We start from the raw sequence: 26,908 nt of genomic DNA, 5'->3' as shown, positions 1-26,908 counted from the left end.
GCCAATGAAAAATAAAACGATTATCATCAGTAGTTTTCGTAATATGACGCAGTCGTCTAAACGGTTTATTTCGTTATTGTTTATGGCTCTCTTAGGTGTCGGATTTTATGCAGGCATCAGCTCGACTTCACAAGATATGCTTTCGACTTTAGATACTTATTTGGATCAAAGCAATGCTCATGATTTGCAAATTCAGTCTACTCTTGGTTTAAGCAAGGCAGATGTTGCAAGTCTTGAAAAATTATCTGACATTAATAGCGTTCAAGGCGTCTATACTAAAGATGAGCTTATTGAACCAGTCCTTAACAAAGCAGCAACGCGTCAAAAAGATGAAACTGCGATTGCCAAAGTGATTGGTATGCCGGACAAACTTGATAAAATCAGCTTGTCTAAGGGACGATTGCCGAAAAAGAATAATGAAATTGTCGTTGAAGCAGCTTATCTAACGAAACATAAGATGAAGTTGGGTGATTCACTTAAAATAACTGACTCTGATTTGACAAATGAGACTTTCAAAATCGTGGGGACGGTTAAGAGTCCACTTTATTTTTCTAAGGTCAACCGTGGGACGACAAGCCTTGGAGATGGTCAAATTGATTATTTCATGTATGTCAAACCTAGTGTATTTCAACAGGATGCTTATAGCGCAATTGCTTTGACAGTCAAAGGTGCCAATCAGGAAATAACAAGTCAGACGGCTTACTTGGATAAAATTTCAGTGGCCAAAAAAGAAGTTGAGTCAATTAAAGAGGTGCAAGAAAAGCAGCGTTTTGAGACGGTCTATGCAGCCTATCTGAATCCAGCTGCCACCGCATCAGGATTGGTCAAACGCGATAGTTTGCCACCTGCTAAATGGTATATCACCGATCGAAAAGATGATACAGGCTACAAAGATTTTATTGATGCGACGAAAAGTATCGCTAAAGTTGGACGTGTCTTTCCAGTTGTCTTTTATGTGATTGCTGTTTTGATTAGTCTAGTATCCATGGCACGAATGGTAGAAGAAGATAGAAGTGAAATTGGCACTCTAAAAGCGCTAGGTTTTTCAAATTCTGCTATTGCTTTAAAATATGGTCTATTTTCTGTTTCAGCGACATTGGTTGGTGGCGTCCTTGGCATGTTCATCGGTCTTAATCTTATCCCCAACCTCATCTGGAACATTTATACGAGTCTATTTACCATACCTAAGTTTATCGTACTCTTCCAGCCAGTCTATTGTTTGACAGGACTTGCAATCGCACTGATTTGCATATGTGGTGGCGCTTTAGTCGCAGTGTACCGTGAGCTCATCTACACACCGAGCATCTTGATGCGGCCAAAAGCACCTAAGGCAGGCAAGCGTATTTTACTAGAATACGTACCCGTCATCTGGAATCAATTCAACTTTTCAAATAAAATTGTCATGCGGAATCTCTTTCGCTATAAAACGCGTGCCATCGTCACAATTTTAGGCATCGCTGGCTGCACTGCGTTGATCCTAGCAGGTTTTGGACTCAAAGATTCAATCACTGACATCGTTAAGTACCAGTATGGCAATGTCTTTAAATACGATAAACTAGTGTCCTTAAAAGCAAGTAGAGATGAGCAGCCTCTGCTTAATGAGTTATCGCAAAATAAAGAAGTTGCGCATATGGCTAATTTATCTATGGCAACAAAACATGTGTCAAGCCATGGTGAAGCTTATGATGTGACAGTCATTGTGCCAGATAATAGCCAAACATTCAAGCAAGTCATCAATCTTAATGATATTAATCACAATAAAAAAGCTGTTTCTCTGACAGGTAATCAAGCTATTATCAGTCAAAAGCTAGCTAAGTTATTAAAGGTTCAAGAAAAAGATTCAATTACTTTCAAAGATAGTCGCGATGAAACGCACGAAGTCAAAGTAGGCAAAATCGTTGAAAATTATATTCAAAATTATGTCTACTTATCTAAGGCAACATCCCAAGCTATCTTTGGTGGATATGACACTAATGTCGTCGCGATTAAACTAAAAGATAAGTTATCGACGCAGGCAGACCACAAGTTTGATGCCTTCCTTTTGACGCATCAATCGGTGGCGAGTGTCATTAATTCTAGGACAACGGTTTCTATGATTAATGACACTATGACGTCACTTAATCTTGTTGTCCTGATTTTAATTGTTTCATCAGCAATTCTAGCTTTTGTCGTCATGTATAATTTGGCAACGATTAATATTAGCGAGCGTAAGCGTGAGATTGCGACACTTAAAGTCTTAGGTTTCTACGATCAAGAGACGGATGCTTATATTACCAAAGAAAATATGATTTTCACGATGGTTGGGATGATCATTGGCTTGGTAAGTGGTGTTTACTTGTGTCATTTCATCATCAGTACCTGTGAAACAGATACCTTGATGTTTGTTAGACACGTGAATACGATGAGTTTTATCTTTGCAGCAGCACTAACGATTTCGTTTACTGTGATTGTTAATCTTATCACGCATTTTAGCTTGAAAAAAATCGATATGATTGACGCTTTGAAAAATATAGAATAAGCCGATTACCTAAGGAAATCCTGATTTTAATTACAAAACATTTTGCGTGCAAATTTTAGGACAAACCTAGAACTTTAAGGTAGAATAGAGATAGAAAAATAAATAAGAGGTGATTAAAATGACAATAGAAGTAACAGATGCAACTTTCCAAGAAGAAACGAAAGATGGCATTGTACTCGTAGATTTCTGGGCAACATGGTGTGGCCCTTGTCGGATGCAAGCACCGATTCTTGAACAGCTTTCAGAAGAATTAGACGAAAGCGAACTCAAAATCGTTAAAATGGACGTTGACGAAAACCCAGTAACACCCCAATCTTTTGGTGTGATGAGTATCCCAACACTTCTTTTCAAAAAAGACGGTGAAGTTGTTAAACAAGTCGCAGGTGTGCATACTAAAGATCAAATCAAAGGTATCTTGGCAGAATTAAACGCCTAATCAAAAAAAGTCTAAGTGAGTATCGCCTAGACTTTTTTGATGGATTTTTATGCCAACATAAGTACATCACTCGCATTGCCAAGGCGGTGATGTGCGCGCGAGTAAAAATGCTTGACTTGAAAAATGCGACATTTTTAGGTATAATAGGTAACATGAGTAAGAAAAAAGAGACGGAAATTCAAATTTCTGACAGTAAAGATGGCGTGGTTTTAACGGTTGGCAAGAAGATGGTCGCTGAAATCAAAAATACTGCCGACGATAGCTTTGATGTGATTGTCAATGGTAAACATATCAAGACATTTAAGGCATACCCAGAGGCTTTGGAAGAGGCTATCAAAACTTATAACTTGGCTTTATAAGCCTTTCGCTGTGTATCTGGGCAGTCTGTTATGGCCCCTATCCTTAATATAAATGAAATAGAGAGCGGCAGATTGATACGTTCGCTTTTATTTTAGAAAGTTTTAGTAAAAATGGTTAAGAGAGACTTATATCGAAATATTTTGATTGGCCTAATCATTGTCGCAGTGTTGACCATTTTGCGATTGTTTGTTTTAGAGCCCATTAGAATTCATAATAATAATATGGCGCCTATTTTGCCTAAGAAAACGCAAGTATTTGCTATTAAACGCACGCGGCTTGATAATCTTGACTTAGTTGCTTATCGCCATAACGGTAAGAAATATGTGGGGCGTGTTATTGGTACGCCGGGTCAAAGTGTCATTGCGATGGATAACATTGTCTATGTTGACCAGAAGATTCTGAAAGAGCCCTATATTAAAAAGAATCAAACGACTTATCTAAAAACGCATGATGAAAATTTTACGACAGATTTTCGTCGAGATAAGTTAGGTAAAGATAGTTATTGGATTTTAAATGATGCCAGAGATGTATTAGATGATAGCCGAGAATTTGGTGCGATTCCCCAAAAAGATATTTTAGGTGAACTCAAGTTTAAATATGCACCAATCAGTGATTTCGGTTTTGTCGAAAATGATGAAGCTAAAATTGAAAATGGTTTTGAAAATAAATAAGGTCAGATGGCCTTATTTATTTTGTCAAAAAATTACTGAAGTGACTCTTTTTACGGATTGATTTTTTTATTTTATAAGAATAGATTTTAAAGTATCACGTTCATTTTCTATTAAAATATGATAAAATAAAGCCTGACGAGTGGTTAAAAAAAGCAGTCATTTTATCCGATTTTGGGTGAGGCTGTTAGAGATAGATGAAGTGAGGTAAGGCGATGAGAATGATTGATATCATTCAGAAAAAACGGGATGGTCTGGCGCTGAGCAAGGCTGAAACGACATGGTTGATTACGCAGTATGCAATAGGAGAAATTCCTGACTATCAAATGTCCGCTTGGGCGATGGCAGTTTATTTCCAAGGCATGGACAAGACAGAAATTGCAGACTTGACTATGGCTATGGTTGCGACAGGTGAACAGATTGACTTGTCCGATATTCCTGGTGTAAAGGTCGATAAACACTCAACAGGTGGTGTCGGCGATAAAGTCACCTTGATTTTAGCGCCACTCGTTGCTAGCTTTGGCGTATCTGTTGCTAAGATGAGTGGGCGTGGTCTAGGTCATACTGGTGGTACGATTGATAAGCTCGAAAGCATTCACGGTTTCCAAGTCGAGCGTACTCAAGCCGACTTTGTCCAACAAGTCAAAGACATCGGTATTTCAGTCATTGGTCAGTCAGATAACTTAGTAAAAGCTGACAAACTGCTTTACGCCCTACGTGATGTGACTGCTACCGTTGACATCATTCCCTTGATTGCAAGCTCAATTATGTCGAAAAAAATCGCAGCAGGTAGCGATGCTATTCTGTTAGATGTCACCGTTGGTAGTGGCGCCTTCATGAAAAACATGACAGATGCCCGCCTACTCGCGAAAACCATGGTTGATTTAGGCAATGCAGTAGGACGCAAGACAGTAGCTGTTATTACAGATATGCGTCAACCTCTAGGTGCTACGATTGGTAATCGGTTAGAAATTGCTGAGAGCTTAACTGTTTTACAAGGGGGTGGTAGGCCAGAACTCAGAAAATTCATCGCTGATTTGGCACAAATCATGCTTGGTCTGGCAGGTATTGATAAATCAATAGATGCTATCTTAGAAAATCTCTCAAATGGTGCTGCCCTTGAAAAATTCAAGAAAATGATTGAAGCACAAGGTGGTGATTTTGATGAATTACTGACATCGCCAGAGCATAAGACAATTTTTTCAAAAACCGTGGTCAGTACGCAAACAGGTTATGTGACCAGTTTTGATGCACTGACAGCAGGTCTACTTGCCATGCGAGCAGGCGCAGGTCGTGCCGTCAAGTCAGATGTCCTTGACCTAGATGCCGGTCTTAAGATTTTCAAAAAAATCGGAGATTATGTCGAGAGTGATGAGCCACTTTTTGAGATTTTGTATAATAAAGCTGATTTTGATGTTGAAAAGGAAAGCCAAGTGTTACTGGATGCCATTAGCATTTCAGATGAAAAAGTAGAAATTAAAGAGATTGTGGAGATTATCAAATGAATTTAAATAAATATATTGACCATACGGTATTAAAAGCAGATACATCGAAATCTAAAGTTCAACAAATCATCGATGAGGCGATTCAGTATGATTTCATGAGTGTATGTATTAATCCGACTTGGGTCAGTTTTGCAGCTAAACAATTAGCGACTACTGATGTAAAAGTTTGTACGGTTATTGGTTTTCCTTTGGGTGCCAATACGTCTGCTGTCAAAGCGTTCGAGGCAGCTGACGCTATAAAGCACGGTGCAGATGAAGTTGATATGGTTATTAACATTGGTGCAGCTAAAGATGGCGATTGGGATTTAGTCGAATCTGATATCCAAGCCGTCGTGGATGCTTCAGGAGATGTCCTAACTAAAGTCATCATTGAAACGTCATTACTAACTGATGAAGAAAAAATCAAAGCTTGTCAAGCTGCTGTTCGTGCGGGTGCAGACTTTGTTAAAACGTCAACTGGTTTTTCAACTGCTGGTGCGACTGTTTCAGATATTGCGCTGATGCGTCAAACAGTCGGTCCAGATATGGGGGTTAAAGCATCAGGTGGTGTTCGATCAATTGCGGATGCACAAGCCATGATTGACGCTGGTGCAACACGACTTGGTACATCTAATGGTGTTGATATCATGAAAGGAAATGTAGCTGATGGCAATGGATATTGAGCTTTTTCAACAAGCGAGGGAGGCATCCAGTGTCGCTTATGTGCCATATTCTAATTTTCCAGTAGGTGCAGCCTTAGTTGCTAAAAATGGACTCGTTTTTCAAGGTTGTAACATTGAAAATGCTAGTTTTGGTTTGACCAATTGTGCGGAACGTACAGCGATTTTTAAGGCAGTTTCGAGTGGCATCCGTGAATTTGAGATGATTGGCATTTATGGGGAGACGGAAGAGCCGATATCTCCATGTGGTGCGTGTCGTCAAGTCTTAACAGAATTTTGTCCAGATGAGATGCCTGTTTGGTTATTTTCAAAAGCTGGAGATGTCAAAAAAACAACGGTCGGTGACTTATTACCTTATCATTTTAAGGATTTGGATAAAAAAACAAACAATTAGAATTATATGTTTAAATTTAATTGAAAAATGGTTGTGAATTTATACGAGTTACGATAAAATTAAAGTAGAGTTTCAAAAACACATTATTGTCTTGCTGACGCTTGCGTGAGCTAAATTTTGGAGGAGTTCATTTTGATGAATAAAAAAATAATTGGTGTTGGTTTAGCTGCTGTTGCAGTCTTGTCACTTGCAGCTTGTGGTAGCCGTGATAAAAGTACGGGTTCAGCTAAAGCTAAAACAGACTTGACTGTTGCCATCATTACAGATACTGGTGGTGTTGATGATAAGTCATTTAACCAATCATCTTGGGAAGGTTTACAAGCCTGGGGGAAAGCTAACAATTTATCTAAAGATAAGGGTTACACGTATTTCCAATCTGCTAGTGAATCTGACTACGCAACAAATCTTGATAGTGCTGTATCAGGTGGTTACAAGCTAATCTACGGTATTGGTTTTGCACTCCACAATGCGATTTCAGAGGCAGCAAAAAATAACGCAGACATCAATTATGTGTTGATTGACGATGTGATTGAAGGACAAAAAAATGTCGCATCAGCAACATTTAAAGACCAAGAGGCAGCTTACCTAGCAGGTGTTGCGGCAGCAAAATCAACGAAAACAAAAATCGTAGGTTTTGTCGGTGGTATGGAAGGTGAAGTTATCTCACGCTTTGAAAAAGGTTTTGAGGCAGGTGTGAAATCTGTTGATAAATCAATCAAAGTACAAGTTGACTACGCTGGTTCATTCGCAGATGCTGCTAAGGGTAAAACAATTGCTGCGACACAATATGCCGGTGGCGCGGATATCATCTATCAAGCCGCAGGTGGAACTGGTGCTGGTGTCTTCTCTGAGGCAAAATCATTGAACGAAGAGAAAAAAGAAGCGGACAAAGTTTGGGTTATCGGTGTTGACCGTGACCAAAAAGGTGAAGGTAACTATACTTCTAAAGATGGTAAGAAATCTAACTTTGTCCTTGCCTCATCAACTAAAGGTGTAGGCGAAGCGGTTCAAAACATCAGTAAAGACACAGCGGACGGTAAATTCCCAGGCGGTAAACATGTTGTTTATGGTATCAAAGAAGGTGCTGTTGGCCTAGCCGATGATAATCTTTCTGAAGATGCAAAAACTGCTGTTGATAAAGCTTATGACGAAATTAAATCAGGTAAAATTACTGTCCCTGAGAAATAAGACGTATTTGCTTTAAAAATTCGCTACTGTACGCCCTATTTTTAAAGTAAATAAGTATCAGCATGATAAAGGACAGTGCTAGTTTTCAAGCACTGTTTTTTTAGATATTAGAAAGAGGCATATATGTCAAAATTTAATCGGATTCATTTAGTAGTCATGGATTCAGTTGGAATTGGTGCTGCACCAGATGCGGATGAATTTTTCAACCACGATACAAACGATACCCAATCAGATACGCTCGGTCACATTTCAGAGAATTTTGCACTCAATGTCCCTAACATGGCGAAATTAGGTTTGGGTCAAATTCCACGCGAAAAAGCATTGGTTGGTATTGAACAAATTGCGACAGAACAGTTGACTGGTTATGCTACAAAACTAGAAGAAGTGTCACGTGGTAAAGATACGATGACAGGTCACTGGGAAATTATGGGCTTAAATATTCAAGTACCATTCCGTGTTTTTCCAGAAGGTTACCCAGAAGATTTGCTTGAAAAAATTGAGGCCTTCTCTGGTCGTAAAGTCATTCGTGAGGCAAACATTCCTTATTCTGGTACAGCAGTCATCGATGATTTTGGTGCACGACAAATGGCAACTGGAGAGTTGATTATTTATACATCAGCAGACCCAGTATTGCAAATTGCTGCGCATGAGGACATTATTCCACTAGATGAACTTTATAAAATCTGTGAATATGTACGTTCAATTACTTTAGATGATCCTTACATGATTGGCCGTATTATTGCACGTCCATATGTTGGGACGCCGGGTAACTTTACTCGGACAGCTAATCGTCATGATTACGCACTATCACCTTTCGGTCATACTGTTTTAGACAGCTTAAATGAAGCTGGTATTAGTGTCTACTCTGTTGGTAAAATCAATGATATCTTCAATGGTGTTGGCATTAACCATGATATGGGGCATACTGCGAGTAACATGGTTGGTGTGGACCGTTTGATTGAGACGCTGAAATTACCAGACTTTGAAACGGGTTTTTCATTCACGAATTTGGTTGATTTTGATGCACTTTTCGGACATCGTCGTGATGTGGCAGGCTACGGTAATGCGATTAATGAATTTGATGCGAGATTACCAGAAATCTATGAGGTAATGGGTGAAAAAGATTTATTGCTAATTACCGCTGACCATGGCAATGACCCAACTTATGTTGGTACTGACCATACGCGTGAGTATGTGCCATTACTCGCTTACAGTAAAACATTTACTGGACAAGGTGTTTTAAATATTGGGCATTATGCTGATATTTCAGCGACGGTCGCTGAAAACTTCGGCGTGCCTGCAACAGAAAACGGACAATCATTCTTAGGAGACTTAAATTAATCATGACAATGATGGACAAAATAAAGGAAACTGTTGTTTTCCTACAAGAACAAGGTGTTGAAAATGTTGACTTTGGTTTGATTTTAGGGTCAGGCTTAGGTGAATTAGCAGATGAAATTTCAAATCCAGTCATGATTGATTATGCTGATATTCCTAACTGGGGCAAATCAACAGTTGCAGGTCATGCTGGTAAGTTGGTCTACGGTACACTTTCGGGCAAAAAAGTATTGGCACTTCAAGGACGTTTTCACTTTTATGAGGGAAATCCACTTGATGTTGTGACTTTCCCTGTGCGTGTGATGGCTGAGTTAGATGCGACAGGTGTTGTTGTTACTAACGCTGCAGGCGGTGTGACACATGGTCCAGGCACATTGATGTTGATTAATGATCACATTAATTTTACTGGTCAAAATCCTTTAATCGGTGAGAACTTGGACGCTTATGGACCACGTTTCCCTGATATGTCAAGTGCTTATGATAAAGGCTACCAAGCCACTGCAAAAATTGTGGCTGATCGTGCGGGGATTGACTTGCAAGAAGGTGTCTACATGGGATTCACTGGTCCAACTTATGAAACACCTGCTGAAATTCGTTTTGCAGAAACAATTGGAGCGGATGCGGTTGGGATGTCAACTGTGCCCGAAGTGATTATTGCAGTTCACTCAGGCTTACGTGTTCTTGGTATTTCGGCTATCACGAATCATGCTGCTGGTAAACAAGCTGAACTAAACCATGAAGAGGTTGTGGAAGTGACAACACGTATCAAAGGTACATTCAAAACGCTTATTAAACAAATCCTGGAGGAAATCTAATGTCAATCCATATCGCCGCCCCAAAAGGTGACATTGCTGATAAGATTCTATTGCCAGGTGATCCTTTGCGTGCGAAATTTATCGCTGAGAATTTCTTAGAAAATCCAGTCTTGTTTAATGATATTCGAAATATGTTTGGTTATACAGGAACCTATAAAGGTGTGCGCGTTTCTGTCATGGGTACTGGTATGGGGATGCCTTCTATTTCTATTTATGCACATGAATTGATTACAGAATATGATGTGAAGAAATTGATTCGTGTGGGCACTGCTGGATCACTTTCGAAAGATGTTCATGTTCGGGAGTTAGTCCTTGCACAAGCAGCAGCAACGACGTCTCGAATTATCAAAAATGATTGGCCTGAGTATGATTTCCCCCAAATCGCTGATTTTGATTTGCTAGATAAGGCTTATCATATCTCTAAAGACATGGGCGTTATCACCCACGTTGGTAATGTTTTATCTGCAGACTTATTTTATTCAGACTTATTTGACAAAAATATCAAGCTTGGTACGATGGGTGTTAAGGCTGTTGAGATGGAGGCGGCTGCGCTTTATTATTTTGCTGCTAAGCACCAAGTGCAAGCACTTAGTCTCATGACCATCTCAGATAGTCTCGTTTTAGATGAAGATACGACTGCTGAGGAACGTGAGAAAACTTTTACGGATATGATGCGAGTTGGTCTTGAAACGCTCATTGCCTAGTCGATTTGAATAATCAAGAATTGAATTTTGACTTGAAAATTCTAGGTCATGCCTAGAATTTTTTGAGTTTTTATGAAATCGTATACAGCAATATGATATAATAAAATGGACAAAATATTAGAACGGAGTTTTTATGACAGCACAAAATGTTATAGAAATGCGCAAAGTCACTAAAATTTTTGGAGAATTTGTTGCGAATGATCAGATCGATTTGCAAGTCAGAAAAGGTGAAATTCACGCACTTTTGGGTGAAAATGGTGCTGGCAAATCAACCCTGATGAATATGCTATCAGGCTTGCTTGAACCAACTTCTGGTGAGATTATAGTCAATGGTGAGACGAAAAAAATAGATTCGCCATCAAAAGCAAGTAAACTTGGGATTGGGATGGTACATCAGCATTTCATGTTAGTGGATGCCTTCACAGTCACCGAAAATATTATTTTGGGCAATGAAACGGTCCATGGTGGGAAACTGGACATTAAAAAAGCCGAGAAAGAAATTCTCGAGTTATCTCAAAAGTACGGTCTTGAGGTAAAACCTGATGCTTTAGTTAGAGATATTAATGTCGGTCAACAACAGCGCGTTGAGATTTTGAAAACCCTCTATCGTGGTGCAAATATTCTCATTTTCGATGAACCAACCGCTGTCTTAACACCTGCTGAAATTTTAGAGCTGTTAGACATCATGCGAAACCTTGTGAAGGAAGGGAAATCAATCATTTTGATTACTCATAAACTTGAAGAGATTCGTGCCGTAGCGGACCGCGTGACTGTGATTCGCCGTGGTAAATCGATTGAAACCGTTGAGGTTGAAGGTCGTAGCAGTAAAGAACTGGCTGAGATGATGGTCGGGCACAGCGTATCCTTTGTAACAGAGAAAAAAGCCGCAAATCCTGGTAAAGTCGTCCTCGATATCAAAGATTTGGTCGTTCATGAAAGTCGTGGCGCCCAAGCCGTTAAGTCGCTTTCTTTACAAGTCCATGCGGGTGAAATTGTCGGAATCGCTGGGATTGATGGCAATGGTCAAAGTGAGTTGGTCCGTGCGATTACGGGGTTGCAGCATGTTGAAAGTGGCCAAGTTAATGTAAAAGGTCAAAATGTCGCTGACTATCGACCGCGTCAAATTACTGAAATGTCAGTGGCACACATTCCAGAAGACCGCCACCGTGACGGTCTGATTTTAGCCATGTCCGTCGCTGAAAATATCAGTTTACAAACCTATTATCAAGCACCGTTGAGTCATCATGGTTTCTTGAATTATAAAGCAATCAATCGCCATGCGCGCGAGTTAATGATAGAATTTGATGTTCGTGGTGCAAGTGAACTAGTACCAGCATCAGCACTATCTGGCGGCAATCAGCAGAAGGCAGTCATCGCACGAGAAATTGACCGCAATCCAGATTTATTGATTGTCAGTCAACCGACTCGTGGACTAGATGTTGGTGCGATTGAGTATATTCATAAGCGTTTAATTCAAGCTAGGGATGAAGGTAAAGCTGTCTTAGTCGTTTCGTATGAACTCGACGAAATATTAAATGTCTCAGACCGGATTGCAGTTATTCATGATGGTCAAATTCAAGGAATTGTCAGACCTAAGGACACAACAAAACAAGAACTAGGTGTTCTGATGGTAGGAGGCAAAGGGTAAACATGAAAAATTTATCAATTAGAAAAGGCATGGTACCGATTATAGCAGTCGTTGCTGGTTTCTTGCTTGGCGCCATTATCATGCTGATTTTCGGCTACAACCCAATCTGGGGATATGAAGACTTGCTCAGTCAGGCTTTCGGCAATAGTAAATCAATCGGCGAAATTTTCCGAAGTATGGGACCACTGATTTTGACAGGTTTATCTTTTGCTGTTGCGATGAGAGCAGGGATGATTAATATTGGAATGTCTGGTCAAGCCCTAGCAGGTTGGATTTCTTCTGTCTGGTTTGCACTAAGCTTTCCAGATATGCCACGTGTTTTTATGATTCCGCTTGTCATTATCATTGGCGCTGCTTGGGGTGCAATTATGGCAGCTATTCCTGGGATTCTCAAAGCATTTTGGGGCACGAGTGAAGTTATTGTCACGATTATGATGAACTACATCATTTTGCTGGTATCAACTTACCTCGTACATTATGGTTTTAATCAAAAATTGATGGCATCTAAAGATTCAACAATTCAAGTAGGTGCCAATGCGACATTTAGAAATTCATTTTTAACATCGATTACCAATAATTCTCGACTTAATATCGGTATCTTTATTGCCATTATTGCGATTATTATTGTTGCCATTATTTTTAAACGGACTACCCTTGGTTTTGAAATTAGGGCAGTTGGTTTAAATCCCAATGCCTCTGAATCTTCTGGTATTTCATCTAAACGAACAATCATCATTTCGATGTTAATGGCAGGTGGTTTAGCTGGTTTAGGTGGTGTCGTTGAGGGATTAGGAACTTTCCAAAACTTCTTTGTCCAATATTCAAGTCTATCTATCGGGTTTGATGGCATGGCAGTCGCTTTGTTAGGTGAAAATTCTCCTATCGGTATTTTATTAGCAGCTTTCTTATTCTCAATTTTGAAAGTTGGTGCACCAGGCATGAATGTTACCGGTATTCCAGCAGAAATTGTCAATGTTGTGATTGCAAGTATTATCTTCTTTGTGGGTATTAAGTTTGTTATCGAGAAAATTTTACCGCAATTACCTAAAAAAGTAGCTAAGAAAGAGGGTGAGAACTGATGACAATCACAACGATTTTTCAAATTTTAATCTCTTCTATGCTCATCTATGCGACACCTTTGATTTTTACAAGTCTAGGTGGTACATTTTCAGAGCGTAGTGGGATTGTCAACGTCGGTCTTGAGGGTATTATGATTATGGGTGCCTTCTCATCTGTCGTCTTTAATTTGACTTTTGCGGGTACCTTTGGTAAAGCAACACCTTGGATTGCGTTACTTTTTGCTGGTGTGATTGGGTTGATTTTCTCCTTACTCCATGCAGTCGCAACGATTAATTTTCGGGCAGACCATATTATTTCAGGGACAGTGATTAACCTCATGGCACCAGCGCTTGCTGTTTTTCTGGTTAAAGTCTTTTATGGTAAAGGTCAAACAGATAATATCCAACAGAGCTTTGGTTACTGGGATTTTCCGCTTTTAAACAAAATTCCAGTTATTGGTAAAATATTCTTTAAACAAACTTCTTTGATTGGTTATGTTGCTATCCTTGTGTCATTTATTGCTTGGTTTATCTTATTTAAGACACGTTTTGGCTTGCGCCTACGCTCAGTCGGTGAACATCCACAAGCAGCTGATACGCTCGGTATTAACGTCTATTTGATGCGTTACTCTGGTGTTATGATTTCAGGTGTCTTAGGCGGCATCGGTGGGGCAGTTTTTGCTCAACAAATCTCAGTTAACTTTAGTGGGTCTACCATTGCAGGCCAAGGTTTTATTGCCATGGCTGCCATGATTTTTGGTAAATGGAATCCAATTGGTGCTATGCTTGCAAGTTTGTTTTTTGGACTATCACAGAGTTTATCAGTTGTCGGCACACAAATTCCAGTGATTTCAAGTATTCCAAGTGTTTACTTGCAAATTGCCCCTTATGTTCTGACGATTCTAGTCTTAGCTATTTTCTTTGGCAAATCAACAGGGCCTAAGGCCAATGGTATCAATTACATTAAATCGAAATGATTTGATGACAGTATAGACGATATAAAAGTTGCGAGCAATCGCAGCTTTTTTTCGTATAGGGTATTGAAAGGATTATTTTATGACCAATTTCGATATCTATCGTTTAAAAAAAGCTGGTATGTCAAATCTATTGATTTATCAGTTTTTAACACTAACTGCAGACTGTCAGGAAAAAAAACCTTTGGTCTGCTTACCTGCCTTTGTTCGTCAATCAAATATGAAACATCCTGCACTTTTTTGGGAAAGATTTCGATCACTTGATTTAAAAACACTACGACAAGAATTTCTGAAATTTCCATCATTTTCGATTCAGGATGTTGTTTATCCCGAACAGTTACGTGAGATATATAATCCTCCCGTTTTATTGTTCTATCAAGGTGATTTAAGCCTACTCCATCAAGCAAAATTAGGTTTTGTAGGCAGTCGAGATTGTAGTCTACAAGGTGTTGCAAGTGTTAAAAAAATTATTGGGGAATTGCAAAATCATTTTGTCGTTGTTAGTGGGTTAGCACGTGGCATTGACACTGCCAGTCACATTGCAGCTCTTAAAAATGGGGGGAAGACAATTGCTGTGATTGGCACAGGTCTTGATGTTAACTACCCCAGAGAAAACGCTCAGCTACAAAACTATATTGCGACAAATCAATTACTACTGACGGAATATGGCCCAGGTCAAAAGCCTTTGAAATATCATTTTCCAGAGCGTAATCGAATTATTGCTGGCTTATCTCGGGGGGTATTGGTGACTGAGGCAAAATCGCGTTCAGGAAGTTTGATTACCTGCGAGCGCGCCATGGAAGAGGGCAGAGATGTTTTTGCTATTCCTGGTAATATTACTGATAATTTATCTGATGGTTGTCATTTTCTAATTCAGGAGGGTGCTAAACTTGTTTACCACGGTCGTGATATTTTGATGGAGTATGATAGGTGAGATGCATATGATAAAAAACCGAACGTTTTAAGCTGGTTTTTGGTTTTTTGTCTGGTATTTTACCTGATTTTACTCATAATCATGATAGAATGAAACAAAATAATGTAAAAGAGAGCATAAAGAGGAAAACAATCTTGAAATTACTTGTCATTGGCTCAGGTGGGCGTGAGCATGCGATTGCTAAAAAATTACTAGATAGTCCTGAAGTGACAGCTGTTTACGCTGCACCAGGCAATGCCGGTATGGTTTTAGATGGGATTGAAACAATTGCGATCAACATTGACCAACATGCTGAATTGATTGATTTTGTTAAGTCAAACGATATTACCTTTACTTTTGTCGGACCAGATGATGCTTTGGCGGCCGGAATTGTTGATGATTTTGAAACAGCAGGTTTATCTGTATTTGGTCCTACCAAACGTGCAGCGGAACTAGAATGGTCAAAAGATTTTGCAAAACAAATCATGAATCAATATGGTGTGCCAACCGCTGACCACAAGACTTTTAGTGATTTCAGTCAAGCAGCTACTTATATTGAATCAAAAGGAGCGCCTATTGTTATTAAGGCAGATGGCCTAGCACTCGGTAAAGGTGTAGTCGTTGCTGAAACAGTTGCTCAAGCTTTGGATTTCACACGTGATGTTCTAGAAAATAATAAATTTGGTAAGTCACGTGTCATTGTCGAAGAATTTCTTGACGGTGAAGAATTTTCACTCTTTGCTTTCGTCAAGCATGATAAATTCTATATGATGCCGACAGCGCAAGACCACAAACGTGCTTATGACCAAGATAAAGGCCCAAATACAGGTGGAATGGGTGCTTATTCGCCAGTACCTCACTTACCACAGTCGGTTGTTGACACGGCTGTTGAGACGATTATCAAGCCCGTTGTCAACGGTATGATCAACGAGGGACGTCCTTACACAGGTATTTTGTACGCAGGTCTCATTTTGACAGCAGACGGTCCTAAAGTCATTGAATTTAATGCACGCTTTGGCGACCCTGAGACACAAGTCATTTTACCACGTCTAATCTCAGACTTTGCGATTAATATGCGCGATTTACTTGCAGATAAAACCCCAGAATTCACTTGGCTCAATAGCGGTGTCACTTTAGGTGTCGTCGTTGCCTCAGAAGGCTATCCAGGTGATTATAGCAAAGGCGTTAAAATTCCTGAGAAAACAACGGGAGATATCACGACTTATTATGCAGGTGTGACTGCTGATGCTAGGGGACAACTTGTGACGAATGGCGGTCGTGTATATCTTTTAGAGACATCAGCTGATACAGTAGCTGATGCACAAGCTATCCTATACAAACAATTAAAAGAACAAGACACAACAGGACTCTTTTATAGAAACGATATTGGAGATAAAGCAAATGTTTAAACAATCTAAAATCGCAATCATTATGGGAAGTAAGTCCGACTGGGCTACCATGAAAAAAGCAGCAGATGTTCTTGATTTATTTGGTGTGACATATGAAAAGAAAGTTGTATCTGCCCATAGAACACCAGATTTGATGTTTGAGTTTGCGGAAACTGCACGTGATCGTGGCATCCAAATTATTATTGCAGGTGCTGGCGGTGCAGCACATTTACCAGGTATGGTGGCAGCTAAAACAACATTGCCCGTTATCGGTGTACCTGTTAAATCGCGTGCTTTGAATGGATTAGATTCACTTTTGTCCATCGCTCAAATGCCAGGTGGTGTACCTGTTGCGACGATGTCAATTGGTGAGTCCGGTGCACAGAATGCAGGCTTATATGCCTTGCAGACTTTGTCAATTTCTGACGAGGATTTAGCTGCTCGCTTGGCTAAATTCCGAGAAGATCAAAAACAAGCTGTGATAGAAAGTAGTGACGAACTTGACTAAAGAGAAAACGATAGGAATTATCGGTGGCGGTCAACTCGGACAAATGATGGCTATATCTGCGATTTATATGGGACATAAAGTCATTACTCTTGATCCAGATCCGACTTGTCCGGCCTCTCAGGTGGCTGAACAAATTGTAGCTAAGTATGATGATCAGGTTGCCATTGCAAAATTAGCCGCACGTTCTGATGTTCTGACCTATGAGTTTGAGAATGTATCGGCAGATGCATTAGCACCTTACGAAGACAAAATACCTCAAGGTTTAGATTTATTACGCATTTCTCAAAATCGTATTTTTGAAAAAGAGTTTTTGACAAAAGCAGGTGTGAAAGTAGCACATTATACAGTCATTAATACGTTAGAAGACTTGAATGATTTAGATTTATCTAAAAAACACGTTGTCAAAACGGCAACTGGTGGTTACGATGGTCATGGTCAAGTTGTTGTTAAAAATATTGTGGATTGGGAAGAAGCGCGTGAACTTGCGGATCTTCAACCTTGTGTAAGTGAAGAATTTGTTAGCTTTTTAAAGGAAATTTCTGTTATTATTTCTGGTAATGGCACTGAGTTTTCTGTTTTTCCAGTTTGCGAAAATTTGCATCAGAACAATATTTTAGATAAAACAATTATGCCTGCAAGAATTTCAAAGTATTTGGCAGAAGAAGCGAGAAGTATGGCACTGAAAATTGCTCAGACTTTGAAATTGTCGGGGACTTTATGTGTTGAAATGTTTGTGACTAACCATGATATTTTGGTTAATGAAATTGCACCGCGGCCGCATAATTCAGGTCATGCGACAATTGAAGCGTGTGATTTTTCGCAGTTTGATTTACATATTCGTGGTATCTTGGGTGAACCATTACCAAAGGTAGCATTGTTATCACCTGCTGTCATGCTGCAAGTTTTAGGCCAAGATTTATCTACTGCACAACATTTTGCGACAGAAAATCCGAGCGCACATTTGCATTTGTATGGTAAAATTGAAGCAAAGGAAAATCGCAAAATGGGTCATGTGACTGTTTTGACGGATGACTGCGCGATTAGTTTATAAGGGTGACTCTAAAAATTGTTTTTGATGGCTTTTGTGCTAAATTCTCCTAGCGATAGGTATTGTGACAAATCTTGTAGCTGCGATTACTCGCCATATAAAGCCCATTGCTACTGCAAGGTACGGAGCAATAAAGACGCAATAGGTAAATTTAGCCAAAAGAGGCAAATCTGAGTTTTTAGAGATGTCCACAATAGAAAAGGAACATAAAAAGATGTTAGAACGTTATTCCCGCCCAGAAATGTCAGCCATTTGGACTGAAGAAAATAAATATCAAGCTTGGCTTGAAGTTGAGATTTTAGCTGATGAGGCTTGGGCAGAACTTGGTGAAATTCCAAAAGAAGATGTCGCAAAGATTCGTGAAAAGGCAACATTTGATGTGGATCGGATTCTTGAAATTGAACAAGAAACACGTCATGATGTGGTGGCATTCACACGTGCTGTATCTGAAAGTTTAGGTGAAGAACGTAAGTGGGTGCATTATGGCTTGACATCGACTGACGTTGTAGATACGGCTTATGGCTATCTTTTTAAACAAGCTAATGATGTTTTGCGTGCAGACCTTGAACGTTTTACAGCAATCGTTGCGGACAAAGCGCGCGAGCATAAATTGACGATTATGATGGGTCGGACGCATGGTGTTCATGCGGAGCCAACGACTTTTGGGTTGAAATTGGCAACTTGGTACTCTGAGATGAAACGTAATATTGAGCGTTTTGAGCATGCTGCACGTGGTGTTGAAGCAGGTAAAATTTCAGGTGCTGTTGGTAATTTTGCCAATATTCCGCCATTCGTTGAACGTTATGTCTGTGACAAACTTGGTATTACAGCCCAAGAAATTTCGACACAAGTTTTACCACGTGATTTGCACGCAGAGTATTTTAGTACTTTAGCAATTATCGCATCGTCTATTGAGCGTATGGCGACTGAAATTCGTGGTTTGCAAAAATCTGAGCAACGTGAAGTAGAAGAATTCTTTGCCAAAGGTCAAAAAGGTAGCTCAGCTATGCCACATAAACGTAATCCAATCGGTTCTGAAAACATGACCGGTCTTGCGCGCGTGATTCGTGGGCATGCGGTGACTGCTTATGAAAATATTGCCTTATGGCATGAACGTGATATTTCACATAGTTCAGCTGAACGAATTATTACACCAGACACAACAATCTTGATGAATTATATGTTAAACCGTTTTGGCAATATTGTTAAAAATTTGACTGTTTTTCCCGAAAATATGATTCGTAATATGAATAGTACATTTGGTTTGATTTACAGTCAACGTGTGATGTTGAAACTTATTGAAAAAGGAATGACACGTGAAACGGCGTATGATTTGGTTCAGCCAAAAACTGCTTATTCATGGGATAATCAAGTAGATTTTAAACCGCAACTTTTGTCTGACGAACAAGTCATGTCAATCTTGACTAAGGCAGAAATTGATGAGTTATTTGATCCAACTTATTATGCTAGTCGAGTGGAAGAAGTCTTTGAGCGGATTGGTTTGTAAATTCGTGTAAAAATAATTCAATTTGGTTAGTGGTTTGCTCTTGACACTGACACACTATACTGTTAAAATAACTCTATTGACTTAAGGGAGTAGCAGGTCGTGTACGACTGGATAAATCAACATGTCTGTGGTGAGATGTTTAAACTTATTGACTATCACTTACCACTGGTTTATCCTTAAATGGCAAGACTTAGGTGTTCTATATTTCAACGGAAATGATTGGGACATTTAGGTTTTTTTTGCGCGTAAAAATTCCCAGGAGGGGTATTTTAGAATGAAGAAGTTAAATAAGAAATGGTCAGCAGCTGGCCTCTTGATTGCAATGGGGATTGTCTATGGTGACATAGGAACCAGTCCGCTTTATGTAATGAAGGGGCTGATAGCAGGTAACCATGGCGAAATTAACGCAGATTTTTTAGTTGGTAGTGTGTCCTTGATTTTTTGGACGATTACCTTATTAACAACAGTAAAATATGTCCTAATTGCGCTGAATGCAGATAATAAAGGCGAAGGCGGTATTTTTTCACTTTATGCACTTGTCCGGCCTATGGGGAAATTTTTAATTATTCCAGCTATTATTGGTGGTGCGGCATTGCTTGCGGATGGTGTCTTAACACCTGCAGTGACTGTAACCAGTGCGATAGAAGGTTTGCGGACGCTACCGATTTTTACAGAAGTTTTTGGTTATTCACAAGATATAATTGTGATTATCACTTTAGTTATTCTATTAGTTCTCTTTAGTTTTCAGCGTTTTGGGACGGACACAGTCGGTAAATTATTTGGCCCTATAATGTTTATCTGGTTTACTTTCCTTTTGGTTTCAGGATTTGCTAACTTACTACAAGATTTGTCAGTACTGAGAGCCTTAAATCCAATTTATGGTATCAAGCTATTATTTAGCCCTAATAATCATTTAGGTTTATTCATTTTAGGGAATGTCTTTCTTGCAACAACAGGTGCTGAAGCTCTGTATAGTGATTTAGGTCATGTCGGCAAATCTAATATCCATTTGAGCTGGCCCTATGTTAAAATCAGTCTGATTGTCAATTACTTTGGTCAAGTTGCCTATCTCTTATCAACTGATATTCGTCAATTCAAAGAGATGAATCCATTTTTTCACATGATTGCGAATCCCTTGATGCCTTTGGCAGTTCTTTTTGCGACTTTGGCTGCGATTATTGCATCTCAAGCCTTAATCACGGGTTCTTTCACACTTGTCAGCGAGGCGATGCGCTTGAAAATTCTGCCACGCTTGCACGTCCTTTATCCTGGTAAGAGTCGTAGTCAACAATATATACCAGTTGTGAACTTTCTATTGTGGGTGACGACATCTATCGTTGTTATTGTTTTCCAGTCATCTACTAAAATGGAGGCTGCATATGGCCTGTCGATTACAGTAACGATGCTGATGACCACTTTCTTACTTCATTATTATCTCAAGACACGTGCAAAGGCATTCTTTGCTATCGCCGTACCACTTTTCTTTGCAGGTATTGAAATTGTCTTCTTGCTATCAAGCTTGGATAAGTTTGTACATGGTGGATATGTTGCGGTTCTGATTGCGCTTGCGATTATTATGATAATGTATATTTGGTATAAGGGTAGCCAGATTACTGACGGCTTGGTTGAACATTTACCTGTTAAAAAATATCTATCTCAACTTGACCATTTGAGGGATGACCATTCACTGCCTATCTTACAAACAAATGTCGTATATTTAACGAAGTATATGGAGGCAGATGAAATTGATGCACCTATTCTATATTCTATTTTAGACAAGAATCCGAAACGTGCTCATGTCTATTGGTTTGTCAACGTGTCAGTTACGGATGAACCTTTTACGAAACAATATGAAATTGACACACTTGGAACAGATTATGTTGTGCTTGTTAAATTGCACCTAGGTTTTAGAGTTAGTCAAGAAGTTAATATTTATCTCCGACAAATTGTTGCGGAATTAATGGCAACGGGTGAAATTAAAAAACAAGTACAGACTTACTCAATTTCTGAAAACCGTGAAGTCGGTGACTTCAGATTTATTTTACTCAATGAAGAGCTCTCCCATGCAGGTGAATTATCAAACTGGTCACGATTTATCATGCAAACTAAATTTGCTATTCGTCAGATAACCGTGACTCCAGCTAAATGGTTCGGCCTTGAGTTCAGTGAAGTGCTAGTCGAGCGGACGCCACTCGTGATTGGTGAATATCGTAAACCTCATTTAGAGAGAATTGATTGAAGCGCTAGCATAGAAAGGCTGAAATGAATGACCTACCACATATTGGTTTTACAACTTATTCGGGTAATCTAGGGATGAGTCAGCTTGGTCAAAAATGGTATGATTGAAGAAGGCAGGATTCGCAAGGTTCGCTTTTGGCAAAATCAATATTGTGATTCAGTTAAGTTTGGTATCTTGAGAGCAGAATGGTAGGAGCAATCCTTTTAAGATGAAAAGAAAAGAACTTAGAAGTAATGATAAACTTCTAAGTTCTTTTTTGTTGAGAAATATCCTGTTATGTCGTTCTTCAAAATGATGTTAGTATCCTCTATCAATAATCTGCCTTTGACACGGTAGATTATTTTTTCAGGGTCACAGGTAAGACATAGTTAGCTTGAGGGGTAAACTGTTCATCCTCAATTTTTTGAATTAAAATTTTGACCATGAGTTCTGCTAAGTCGTCAATTGGTTGGACAATCGTTGATAGACTTGGCATGAAACTCTGGATAACCTGCGTGCCGTCATAACCGACAACTTTGAGATTATCTAAATGAACTGTGGTTGCAAGATTTTGAACAATGACGGCGGTCAAATCATCTGTACAAAAAACACCATCAGGTTGTTGCTCAACTAAAAACTGATGAATACTCTGACGTTTTTGATTGAGGTTACTTTCTCTTGGAAGATAATGAATCAGTGGTGTGAGGTGACGTTCTGCTATCATAGTTTGATAGCCTAATCGCCGATTTTCTGTTGGGCTAATGGTATCAGAGACACCTGCGACTATAGCAATCTTGCGACAGCCTTGCTCATAAAGATAGTCAGTTGCAAGTTTACCACCTGCCAAATTATCAGAAGAAACAATAGGAATGCCATCCGCCAGATAACGGTCGAAAGCGACAATGGCTAGATTATCATTTTCATATTCATGAATTTCTTTGTTATGAGAACTGGTAATGATGCCATCAACCTGATTGGCCATGAGCATTGTCAGGTAGGCGCGCTCTTTTATAGGATCATTTTCACTGTCGCATAAAATCGCTTTGTAGCCCTGTTCAAAGAGTTTGGACTCAATTGCATGAATGATTTCACCATAAAAAGGATAGGCGACAGAAGGAAATATTAACCCAATCAGCTGGGATTTCTTACCTTGTAGTGAACGTGCCATGGCATTAGGTTGATAGTTCAATTCCCGCATAGCCTTATGAACACGTTCAATCGTTTTTTGAGATAGAGACCCTCGCATGTTAATCACGCGAGAAACAGTTGTGGGCGTGACGCCAGCAATTTTTGCGACATCGTTTAAAGTTGCCATAAATTTACATGATTGCATATGAAATACGCAATATATCCTTATTTTTTTAGTTGCCAGATAGTAGCAGGTAAGCTGCTTTTGGCGAACAAATAAGTGTTTTCTGGCACTGTGAAAATACGGCTAGACATGACCTTTTCACCATCGTTAACAAAAATTTCAAGCGACGATGTATCCGCAAAGATATTAAGTTTCATCTTGCCAGGTGCGACATAAGTCGAACGCGTCACACCATAATTTTCAGCCCAGCTAACAGGCAGATTTGCTCTATTAAGTTCTATTTTACCATTTTTTACATCTATTTTGAGCGAAACGTGAGAAGAATTGTCGGCACTTGCAAATAGATAAAGTTCATTTTCTTCATCTTCGCTAAGTTCAATTTCAAGTTCATAACTATTACTGTCAATGGTAGTGGCAACTTCTGACAGCGTAATGTTTTGTTTTTCGTGCCGTAGTGATATTGTCTCTACAACAGGATATTGGTAAAGTTGACCATTTTTGAGTGTTAACTCTTTAACTAGACTGAGTATACCCTGCCAACCATCAGCTTGTGATGGCACATCCAGATCAGGTAAGCCCAACCAAGAAGAGGCAAGTACTCGACCATCAGGGGCGTTGAAAGCTTGCGTCGCATAGACTTCAAAGCCGTCATCTAGATTATGAAGTTTTCCTGCCTGTGTCAGTGTAGCAGATTCAGAATCAAACTCATCCGCAATCACATACATATTCGGAAAAATATTATCGTAGTCAGCGATTGATTTGTCAAGACCTTGCGGGCAGAATAGGAGAACGGGTTTTTTGTCAATAAAGACGAGATTAGGGCATTCAATCATATAGCCCATTTCCTCTTGGGTAAACTGAAGTTGTCCTTTGTAATCCCAAGCGGTTAAACTGTCGTTAGTTGCTTGAGCTAAGACGACTGTCCCTTTTTCTTCAGATGTTTGTGCGCCGATGATAGCAAATTTATGACCATGTGCGTCAAAAATCATTGGGTCACGGAAATGATCAGTATAGCCTTCTGGTGTTCTAAGGAGTGGGGTATCAAATTTACGGATGTTGCCTGTTTGTGTGTAAATGGCACCATTTTGATAAGCATCCCGAGAATTATTTTCGCCACGCGTGTTGCCAGTGTAGAATAGGAAAAGTTCTTTGTCAGAAAGTGGCAAAGCAGATCCAGAATAAGCACCGTGTGAGTCAAAAATGGTATCAGGAAAAAGTTTAAGCCCTTCATCTGTCCAATGAATCAAGTCGGGTGATGTCATGAGTGCCCAAGATTTAAGGCCGTGAACCGGACCATAGGGAAAGACTTGGTAAAATAAATGATATTTACCATTGAAGAAAGAGAAACCATTAGGATCATTGAGGAGTCCTATTTTAGGTTGGATATGATAGGAATTTCTATAAGCTGATTTATCAACAGCATTTGTGAGTGCTGTTATGTAATCAGCAGAGTAGTCTGCATAGGGGCGATAACGCTCTGCAGAAGTCCAAGGTTTTGTATAATCTATTTTAGTCATCATAGTCAAATTATAAAGCAAAAATTTTTTTATGTCAAACGCTTGACAATACTTTTGGAACAAGTTATAATTAAAAATGTAAACGGTATCAAACGTTTGACAACTTGATATCGTATTGAAATTATTTTAGGTGACCATTGACTTTTAGGTGATAGTTTTGAATAGCAATCACTAGAAAAGGCCATGCGTAGAATTTAAAGGGGGATTCCTATGGATCACAAAGAAGTAGCAAAACGAGTTGCGGCAGCACTTGGCGAAGATAACCTCATCGCGGCAGCCCACTGTGCCACACGTTTGCGTTTAGTTGTTAAAGATACAGCTAAGATTGATCAAGCAGCGCTTGATGACGATGCAGACTTGAAAGGCACATTTGAAGCCAATGGTCAGTATCAAATCATTGTTGGTCCTGGCGATGTTAATACTGTCTATAAAGAGTTGGTTGCCATTACAGGTGTTGGGGAAGTGTCGAAAGATGAACTAAAAAATGTCGCCGACACTGAAAAAAATCCAATTATGAAGCTGATTAAAGTCTTGTCAGACATTTTTGTGCCACTGATTCCTGCTTTGGTAGCAGGTGGTCTCTTAATGGCGTTGAACAATGTCTTGACAGGTCAAGGACTCTTTGGACCTCAATCTATTGTTGAAATGGTACCGGGGATTAAGGGATTTGCTGAGATTGTCAATCTCATGGCATCAGCACCTTTTGCCTTCTTACCAATTCTTATCGGATTTTCTGCCACTAAACGTTTTGGTGGGAATCCATATCTAGGGGCAGCAGCAGGGATGATGTTAGTCATGCCTAGCCTTGTCAATGGTTATGGTGTAGCAGAAGCGATTTCGACAAACAAAATGCCTTACTGGGATGTCTTTGGTTTCCAAATCGCACAAGCCGGTTATCAAGGTCAAGTATTGCCAGTCATTGGTGTGGCTTGGATTCTGGCAACACTTGAGAAATTCTTCCATAAACATTTAAAAAATGCGATTGACTTTACTTTTACCCCAATGTTAGCCGTCATTATCACTGGTTTTGTGACTTTTGCTGTGGTAGGTCCTGTCTTACGAACAGTCTCAACTGGTATGACTGATGGTCTTGTGTGGTTGGTTGATACCCTTGGTGGGGTTGGTTATGGTATCTTTGGTCTTGGCTATTCAGCGATTGTGCTGACTGGTTTACACCAATCATTTCCAGCAATCGAAACTTCTCTACTTGCTGATATTGCAAAAACAGGAGGGGACTTCATTTTCCCTATCGCAGCTGCAGCCAACGTTGCTCAGGGTGCTGCAACATTTGCCATCTTCTTCTTGACGAAAAATGAAAAACAAAAAGGTCTCGCATCATCATCAGCTTTCTCAGCGATGCTTGGTATTACTGAGCCAGCAATGTTTGGTGTCAACCTCAAACTTAAGTTTCCATTCTTCATCGGTCTTGGTGCTGCCAGTATTGCCTCTGCTATCATGGGATTTGCGGGCGTGCGTGGCGTATCGCTTGGACCTGCGGGAATCATTGGTTTTATCGCCATCAAGCCAGCTAGCATTCCAATGTTCATGCTCGGTATTGTGATCAGCTTTGTCCTTGCTTTTATTGCGACTTATGTCTACGGTCGAGGACGCATGGATGTCCCTGCGAATGTTACAACGACAGGAACAACAGCTCAGGAAATTAATAGCGTTAAAACTTCTGAAGGTGTTTCAGATGAAGCACTCTATGCTCCAGTAGCTGGTCAAGCCATCCAACTTTCTGAAACGAAAGACCAAGTATTCTCATCAGAATTAATGGGAAAAGGGATTGCAATTGAACCAACGATAGGTGAAATTTACGCTCCAGCAGATGGTACATTGACAGTCACAAATGACAGTAAACACGCTTATGGTCTTTTGACGAACAATGGCGCAGAAGTTTTACTCCATATTGGGATTGATACAGTACAAATGGCAGGTGAAGGATTCTCAACACAAGTTAAACAAGGTCAAGTCGTGAAAAAAGGTGATTTACTAGGCACTTTTGATATTAGTAAAATTAAAGCCGCTGGTTATGAAGCGACAGTGATGGTCATTGTGACAAATACCATGTCATTTGCAGAAGTTCAAGGAATTAATAACCAAACTGTTACAGTTGGTCAAGCTGTTATTCATACAACTGCACCTGTAACAAAATAAAGTTAAAATAACCGATTAGATCGGTTATTTATTTGGAATTATGATATAATTGTAGAAAACGTTTACAGGAATATA

Annotated in this window: 23 protein-coding genes and 1 pseudogene; 22 read left to right on the top strand and 2 right to left on the bottom strand. The window is 39.6% G+C overall.

The window, feature by feature from the left end; genetic code table 11:
- Positions 1 to 4: 4 nt before the first annotated feature.
- The 21 genes and pseudogenes from RR45_RS02695 to RR45_RS11405 form a co-directional block, all read left to right on the top strand.
- Positions 5 to 2,518: an ABC transporter permease gene (locus RR45_RS02695; protein WP_031365720.1), complete on the top strand. Its 2,514-nt coding sequence runs from the start codon at positions 5 to 7 to the stop codon at positions 2,516 to 2,518.
- A 118-nt stretch (positions 2,519 to 2,636) separates the two neighbouring features.
- On the top strand, positions 2,637 to 2,954 hold the full coding sequence (gene trxA, locus RR45_RS02690) for a thioredoxin (protein ID WP_031365719.1): 318 nt from the start codon (positions 2,637 to 2,639) through the stop codon (positions 2,952 to 2,954).
- A gap of 152 nt (positions 2,955 to 3,106) precedes the next feature.
- Positions 3,107 to 3,313 carry a DUF2969 family protein gene (locus tag RR45_RS02685; RefSeq protein ID WP_031365718.1) on the top strand — a complete coding sequence of 69 codons (207 nt, stop codon included), beginning with the start codon at positions 3,107 to 3,109 and terminating at the stop codon, positions 3,311 to 3,313.
- A 111-nt stretch (positions 3,314 to 3,424) separates the two neighbouring features.
- The gene (gene lepB, locus RR45_RS02680; protein WP_072353403.1) at positions 3,425 to 3,985 is read left to right on the top strand and encodes a signal peptidase I; all 561 of its coding nucleotides are present in this window, start codon (positions 3,425 to 3,427) and stop codon (positions 3,983 to 3,985) included.
- Positions 3,986 to 4,197: 212 nt separating this feature from the next.
- A complete protein-coding gene (locus RR45_RS02675; RefSeq protein WP_031365716.1) occupies positions 4,198 to 5,487 on the top strand; it encodes a pyrimidine-nucleoside phosphorylase in 1,290 nt (429 codons plus the stop codon).
- Positions 5,484 to 6,149 (top strand): deoxyribose-phosphate aldolase, encoded by a 666-nt coding sequence (gene deoC, locus RR45_RS02670; protein WP_031365715.1) that lies wholly within the window; start codon positions 5,484 to 5,486, stop codon positions 6,147 to 6,149. The genes RR45_RS02675 and deoC overlap by 4 nt, the downstream gene beginning before the upstream one ends.
- A complete protein-coding gene (locus RR45_RS02665) occupies positions 6,133 to 6,540 on the top strand; it encodes a cytidine deaminase (protein ID WP_031365714.1) in 408 nt (135 codons plus the stop codon). The genes deoC and RR45_RS02665 overlap by 17 nt, the downstream gene beginning before the upstream one ends.
- A 135-nt stretch (positions 6,541 to 6,675) precedes the next feature.
- A complete protein-coding gene (locus RR45_RS02660) occupies positions 6,676 to 7,728 on the top strand; it encodes a BMP family lipoprotein (protein WP_031365713.1) in 1,053 nt (350 codons plus the stop codon).
- 123 nt (positions 7,729 to 7,851) lie between these two features.
- Complete coding sequence (locus tag RR45_RS02655; RefSeq protein WP_031365712.1) at positions 7,852 to 9,069, top strand: phosphopentomutase; 1,218 nt, start codon at positions 7,852 to 7,854, stop codon at positions 9,067 to 9,069.
- 2 nt (positions 9,070 to 9,071) lie between these two features.
- A complete protein-coding gene (locus tag RR45_RS02650) occupies positions 9,072 to 9,881 on the top strand; it encodes a purine-nucleoside phosphorylase (protein ID WP_031365711.1) in 810 nt (269 codons plus the stop codon).
- Positions 9,881 to 10,585 carry a purine-nucleoside phosphorylase gene (gene deoD / locus RR45_RS02645; protein WP_031365710.1) on the top strand — a complete coding sequence of 235 codons (705 nt, stop codon included), beginning with the start codon at positions 9,881 to 9,883 and terminating at the stop codon, positions 10,583 to 10,585. Before RR45_RS02650 ends, deoD begins: the two co-directional genes overlap by 1 nt.
- A 133-nt stretch (positions 10,586 to 10,718) precedes the next feature.
- Complete coding sequence (locus RR45_RS02640) at positions 10,719 to 12,233, top strand: ABC transporter ATP-binding protein (RefSeq protein ID WP_031365709.1); 1,515 nt, start codon at positions 10,719 to 10,721, stop codon at positions 12,231 to 12,233.
- Between the two features lie 2 nt (positions 12,234 to 12,235).
- Positions 12,236 to 13,312, top strand: a complete 1,077-nt coding sequence (locus RR45_RS02635; protein ID WP_031365708.1) for an ABC transporter permease — start codon at positions 12,236 to 12,238, stop codon at positions 13,310 to 13,312.
- Positions 13,312 to 14,268, top strand: coding sequence for an ABC transporter permease (locus tag RR45_RS02630; protein ID WP_031365707.1), 957 nt, complete (start codon positions 13,312 to 13,314; stop codon positions 14,266 to 14,268). The genes RR45_RS02635 and RR45_RS02630 overlap by 1 nt, the downstream gene beginning before the upstream one ends.
- Positions 14,269 to 14,347: 79 nt before the next feature.
- On the top strand, positions 14,348 to 15,199 hold the full coding sequence (gene dprA / locus RR45_RS02625) for a DNA-processing protein DprA (protein WP_031365706.1): 852 nt from the start codon (positions 14,348 to 14,350) through the stop codon (positions 15,197 to 15,199).
- Positions 15,200 to 15,333: 134 nt separating this feature from the next.
- Positions 15,334 to 16,587 carry a phosphoribosylamine--glycine ligase gene (gene purD, locus RR45_RS02620; RefSeq protein ID WP_031365705.1) on the top strand — a complete coding sequence of 418 codons (1,254 nt, stop codon included), beginning with the start codon at positions 15,334 to 15,336 and terminating at the stop codon, positions 16,585 to 16,587.
- Positions 16,580 to 17,074: a 5-(carboxyamino)imidazole ribonucleotide mutase gene (purE, locus tag RR45_RS02615; protein ID WP_031365704.1), complete on the top strand. Its 495-nt coding sequence runs from the start codon at positions 16,580 to 16,582 to the stop codon at positions 17,072 to 17,074. The genes purD and purE overlap by 8 nt, the downstream gene beginning before the upstream one ends.
- Entirely contained in the window at positions 17,067 to 18,125 is a 1,059-nt protein-coding gene (gene purK / locus RR45_RS02610; protein ID WP_031365703.1) for a 5-(carboxyamino)imidazole ribonucleotide synthase, read from the top strand. Before purE ends, purK begins: the two co-directional genes overlap by 8 nt.
- A 211-nt stretch (positions 18,126 to 18,336) precedes the next feature.
- On the top strand, positions 18,337 to 19,629 hold the full coding sequence (gene purB / locus RR45_RS02605) for an adenylosuccinate lyase (protein ID WP_031365702.1): 1,293 nt from the start codon (positions 18,337 to 18,339) through the stop codon (positions 19,627 to 19,629).
- Between the two features lie 274 nt (positions 19,630 to 19,903).
- The gene (locus tag RR45_RS02600; RefSeq protein ID WP_031365701.1) at positions 19,904 to 21,868 is read left to right on the top strand and encodes a KUP/HAK/KT family potassium transporter; all 1,965 of its coding nucleotides are present in this window, start codon (positions 19,904 to 19,906) and stop codon (positions 21,866 to 21,868) included.
- Positions 21,869 to 21,900: 32 nt separating this feature from the next.
- Positions 21,901 to 22,060 (top strand): annotated as a pseudogene (locus RR45_RS11405) (GNAT family N-acetyltransferase); the annotation flags it as partial.
- 145 nt (positions 22,061 to 22,205) lie between these two features.
- Here the strand turns inward: RR45_RS11405 and RR45_RS02590 are convergent.
- Positions 22,206 to 23,162: a LacI family DNA-binding transcriptional regulator gene (locus tag RR45_RS02590; RefSeq protein WP_031365700.1), complete on the bottom strand. Its 957-nt coding sequence runs from the start codon at positions 23,160 to 23,162 to the stop codon at positions 22,206 to 22,208.
- A gap of 38 nt (positions 23,163 to 23,200) precedes the next feature.
- Positions 23,201 to 24,679, bottom strand: a complete 1,479-nt coding sequence (locus RR45_RS02585) for a sucrose-6-phosphate hydrolase (RefSeq protein WP_143188703.1) — start codon at positions 24,677 to 24,679, stop codon at positions 23,201 to 23,203.
- Positions 24,680 to 24,886: 207 nt separating this feature from the next.
- Between RR45_RS02585 and RR45_RS02580 the strand changes: the two genes are divergently transcribed.
- The gene (locus RR45_RS02580) at positions 24,887 to 26,833 is read left to right on the top strand and encodes a sucrose-specific PTS transporter subunit IIBC (protein ID WP_031365698.1); all 1,947 of its coding nucleotides are present in this window, start codon (positions 24,887 to 24,889) and stop codon (positions 26,831 to 26,833) included.
- Positions 26,834 to 26,908: the final 75 nt, after the last annotated feature.

The organism is Pseudolactococcus chungangensis CAU 28 = DSM 22330 (genome assembly GCF_002441885.1).
GTDB lineage: Bacteria > Bacillota > Bacilli > Lactobacillales > Streptococcaceae > Pseudolactococcus > Pseudolactococcus chungangensis.
The sequence above is the reverse complement of the archived record's forward strand: the minus strand, read 5'-3'. Positions and strand labels throughout refer to the sequence as shown.

Excerpts from the sequence above, each read along its gene's own strand:
- RR45_RS02600 (WP_031365701.1), top strand. The coding sequence starts at position 19,904 with ATGAAGAAGTTAAATAAGAAATGGTCAGCAGCTGGCCTCTTGATTGCA.
- RR45_RS02660 (WP_031365713.1), top strand. The coding sequence starts at position 6,676 with ATGAATAAAAAAATAATTGGTGTTGGTTTAGCTGCTGTTGCAGTCTTG.
- dprA (WP_031365706.1), top strand. The coding sequence starts at position 14,348 with ATGACCAATTTCGATATCTATCGTTTAAAAAAAGCTGGTATGTCAAAT.
- RR45_RS02635 (WP_031365708.1), top strand. The coding sequence starts at position 12,236 with ATGAAAAATTTATCAATTAGAAAAGGCATGGTACCGATTATAGCAGTC.
- purE (WP_031365704.1), top strand. The coding sequence starts at position 16,580 with ATGTTTAAACAATCTAAAATCGCAATCATTATGGGAAGTAAGTCCGAC.
- RR45_RS02650 (WP_031365711.1), top strand. The coding sequence starts at position 9,072 with ATGACAATGATGGACAAAATAAAGGAAACTGTTGTTTTCCTACAAGAA.
- trxA (WP_031365719.1), top strand. The coding sequence starts at position 2,637 with ATGACAATAGAAGTAACAGATGCAACTTTCCAAGAAGAAACGAAAGAT.
- deoC (WP_031365715.1), top strand. The coding sequence starts at position 5,484 with ATGAATTTAAATAAATATATTGACCATACGGTATTAAAAGCAGATACA.
- RR45_RS02695 (WP_031365720.1), top strand. The coding sequence starts at position 5 with ATGAAAAATAAAACGATTATCATCAGTAGTTTTCGTAATATGACGCAG.
- RR45_RS02630 (WP_031365707.1), top strand. The coding sequence starts at position 13,312 with ATGACAATCACAACGATTTTTCAAATTTTAATCTCTTCTATGCTCATC.
- RR45_RS02585 (WP_143188703.1), bottom strand. The coding sequence starts at position 24,679 with ATGATGACTAAAATAGATTATACAAAACCTTGGACTTCTGCAGAGCGT.
- RR45_RS02580 (WP_031365698.1), top strand. The coding sequence starts at position 24,887 with ATGGATCACAAAGAAGTAGCAAAACGAGTTGCGGCAGCACTTGGCGAA.
- RR45_RS02675 (WP_031365716.1), top strand. The coding sequence starts at position 4,198 with ATGAGAATGATTGATATCATTCAGAAAAAACGGGATGGTCTGGCGCTG.
- RR45_RS02590 (WP_031365700.1), bottom strand. The coding sequence starts at position 23,162 with ATGGCAACTTTAAACGATGTCGCAAAAATTGCTGGCGTCACGCCCACA.
- purB (WP_031365702.1), top strand. The coding sequence starts at position 18,337 with ATGTTAGAACGTTATTCCCGCCCAGAAATGTCAGCCATTTGGACTGAA.
- RR45_RS02685 (WP_031365718.1), top strand. The coding sequence starts at position 3,107 with ATGAGTAAGAAAAAAGAGACGGAAATTCAAATTTCTGACAGTAAAGAT.
- RR45_RS02640 (WP_031365709.1), top strand. The coding sequence starts at position 10,719 with ATGACAGCACAAAATGTTATAGAAATGCGCAAAGTCACTAAAATTTTT.
- RR45_RS02655 (WP_031365712.1), top strand. The coding sequence starts at position 7,852 with ATGTCAAAATTTAATCGGATTCATTTAGTAGTCATGGATTCAGTTGGA.
- lepB (WP_072353403.1), top strand. The coding sequence starts at position 3,425 with ATGGTTAAGAGAGACTTATATCGAAATATTTTGATTGGCCTAATCATT.
- RR45_RS02665 (WP_031365714.1), top strand. The coding sequence starts at position 6,133 with ATGGCAATGGATATTGAGCTTTTTCAACAAGCGAGGGAGGCATCCAGT.
- deoD (WP_031365710.1), top strand. The coding sequence starts at position 9,881 with ATGTCAATCCATATCGCCGCCCCAAAAGGTGACATTGCTGATAAGATT.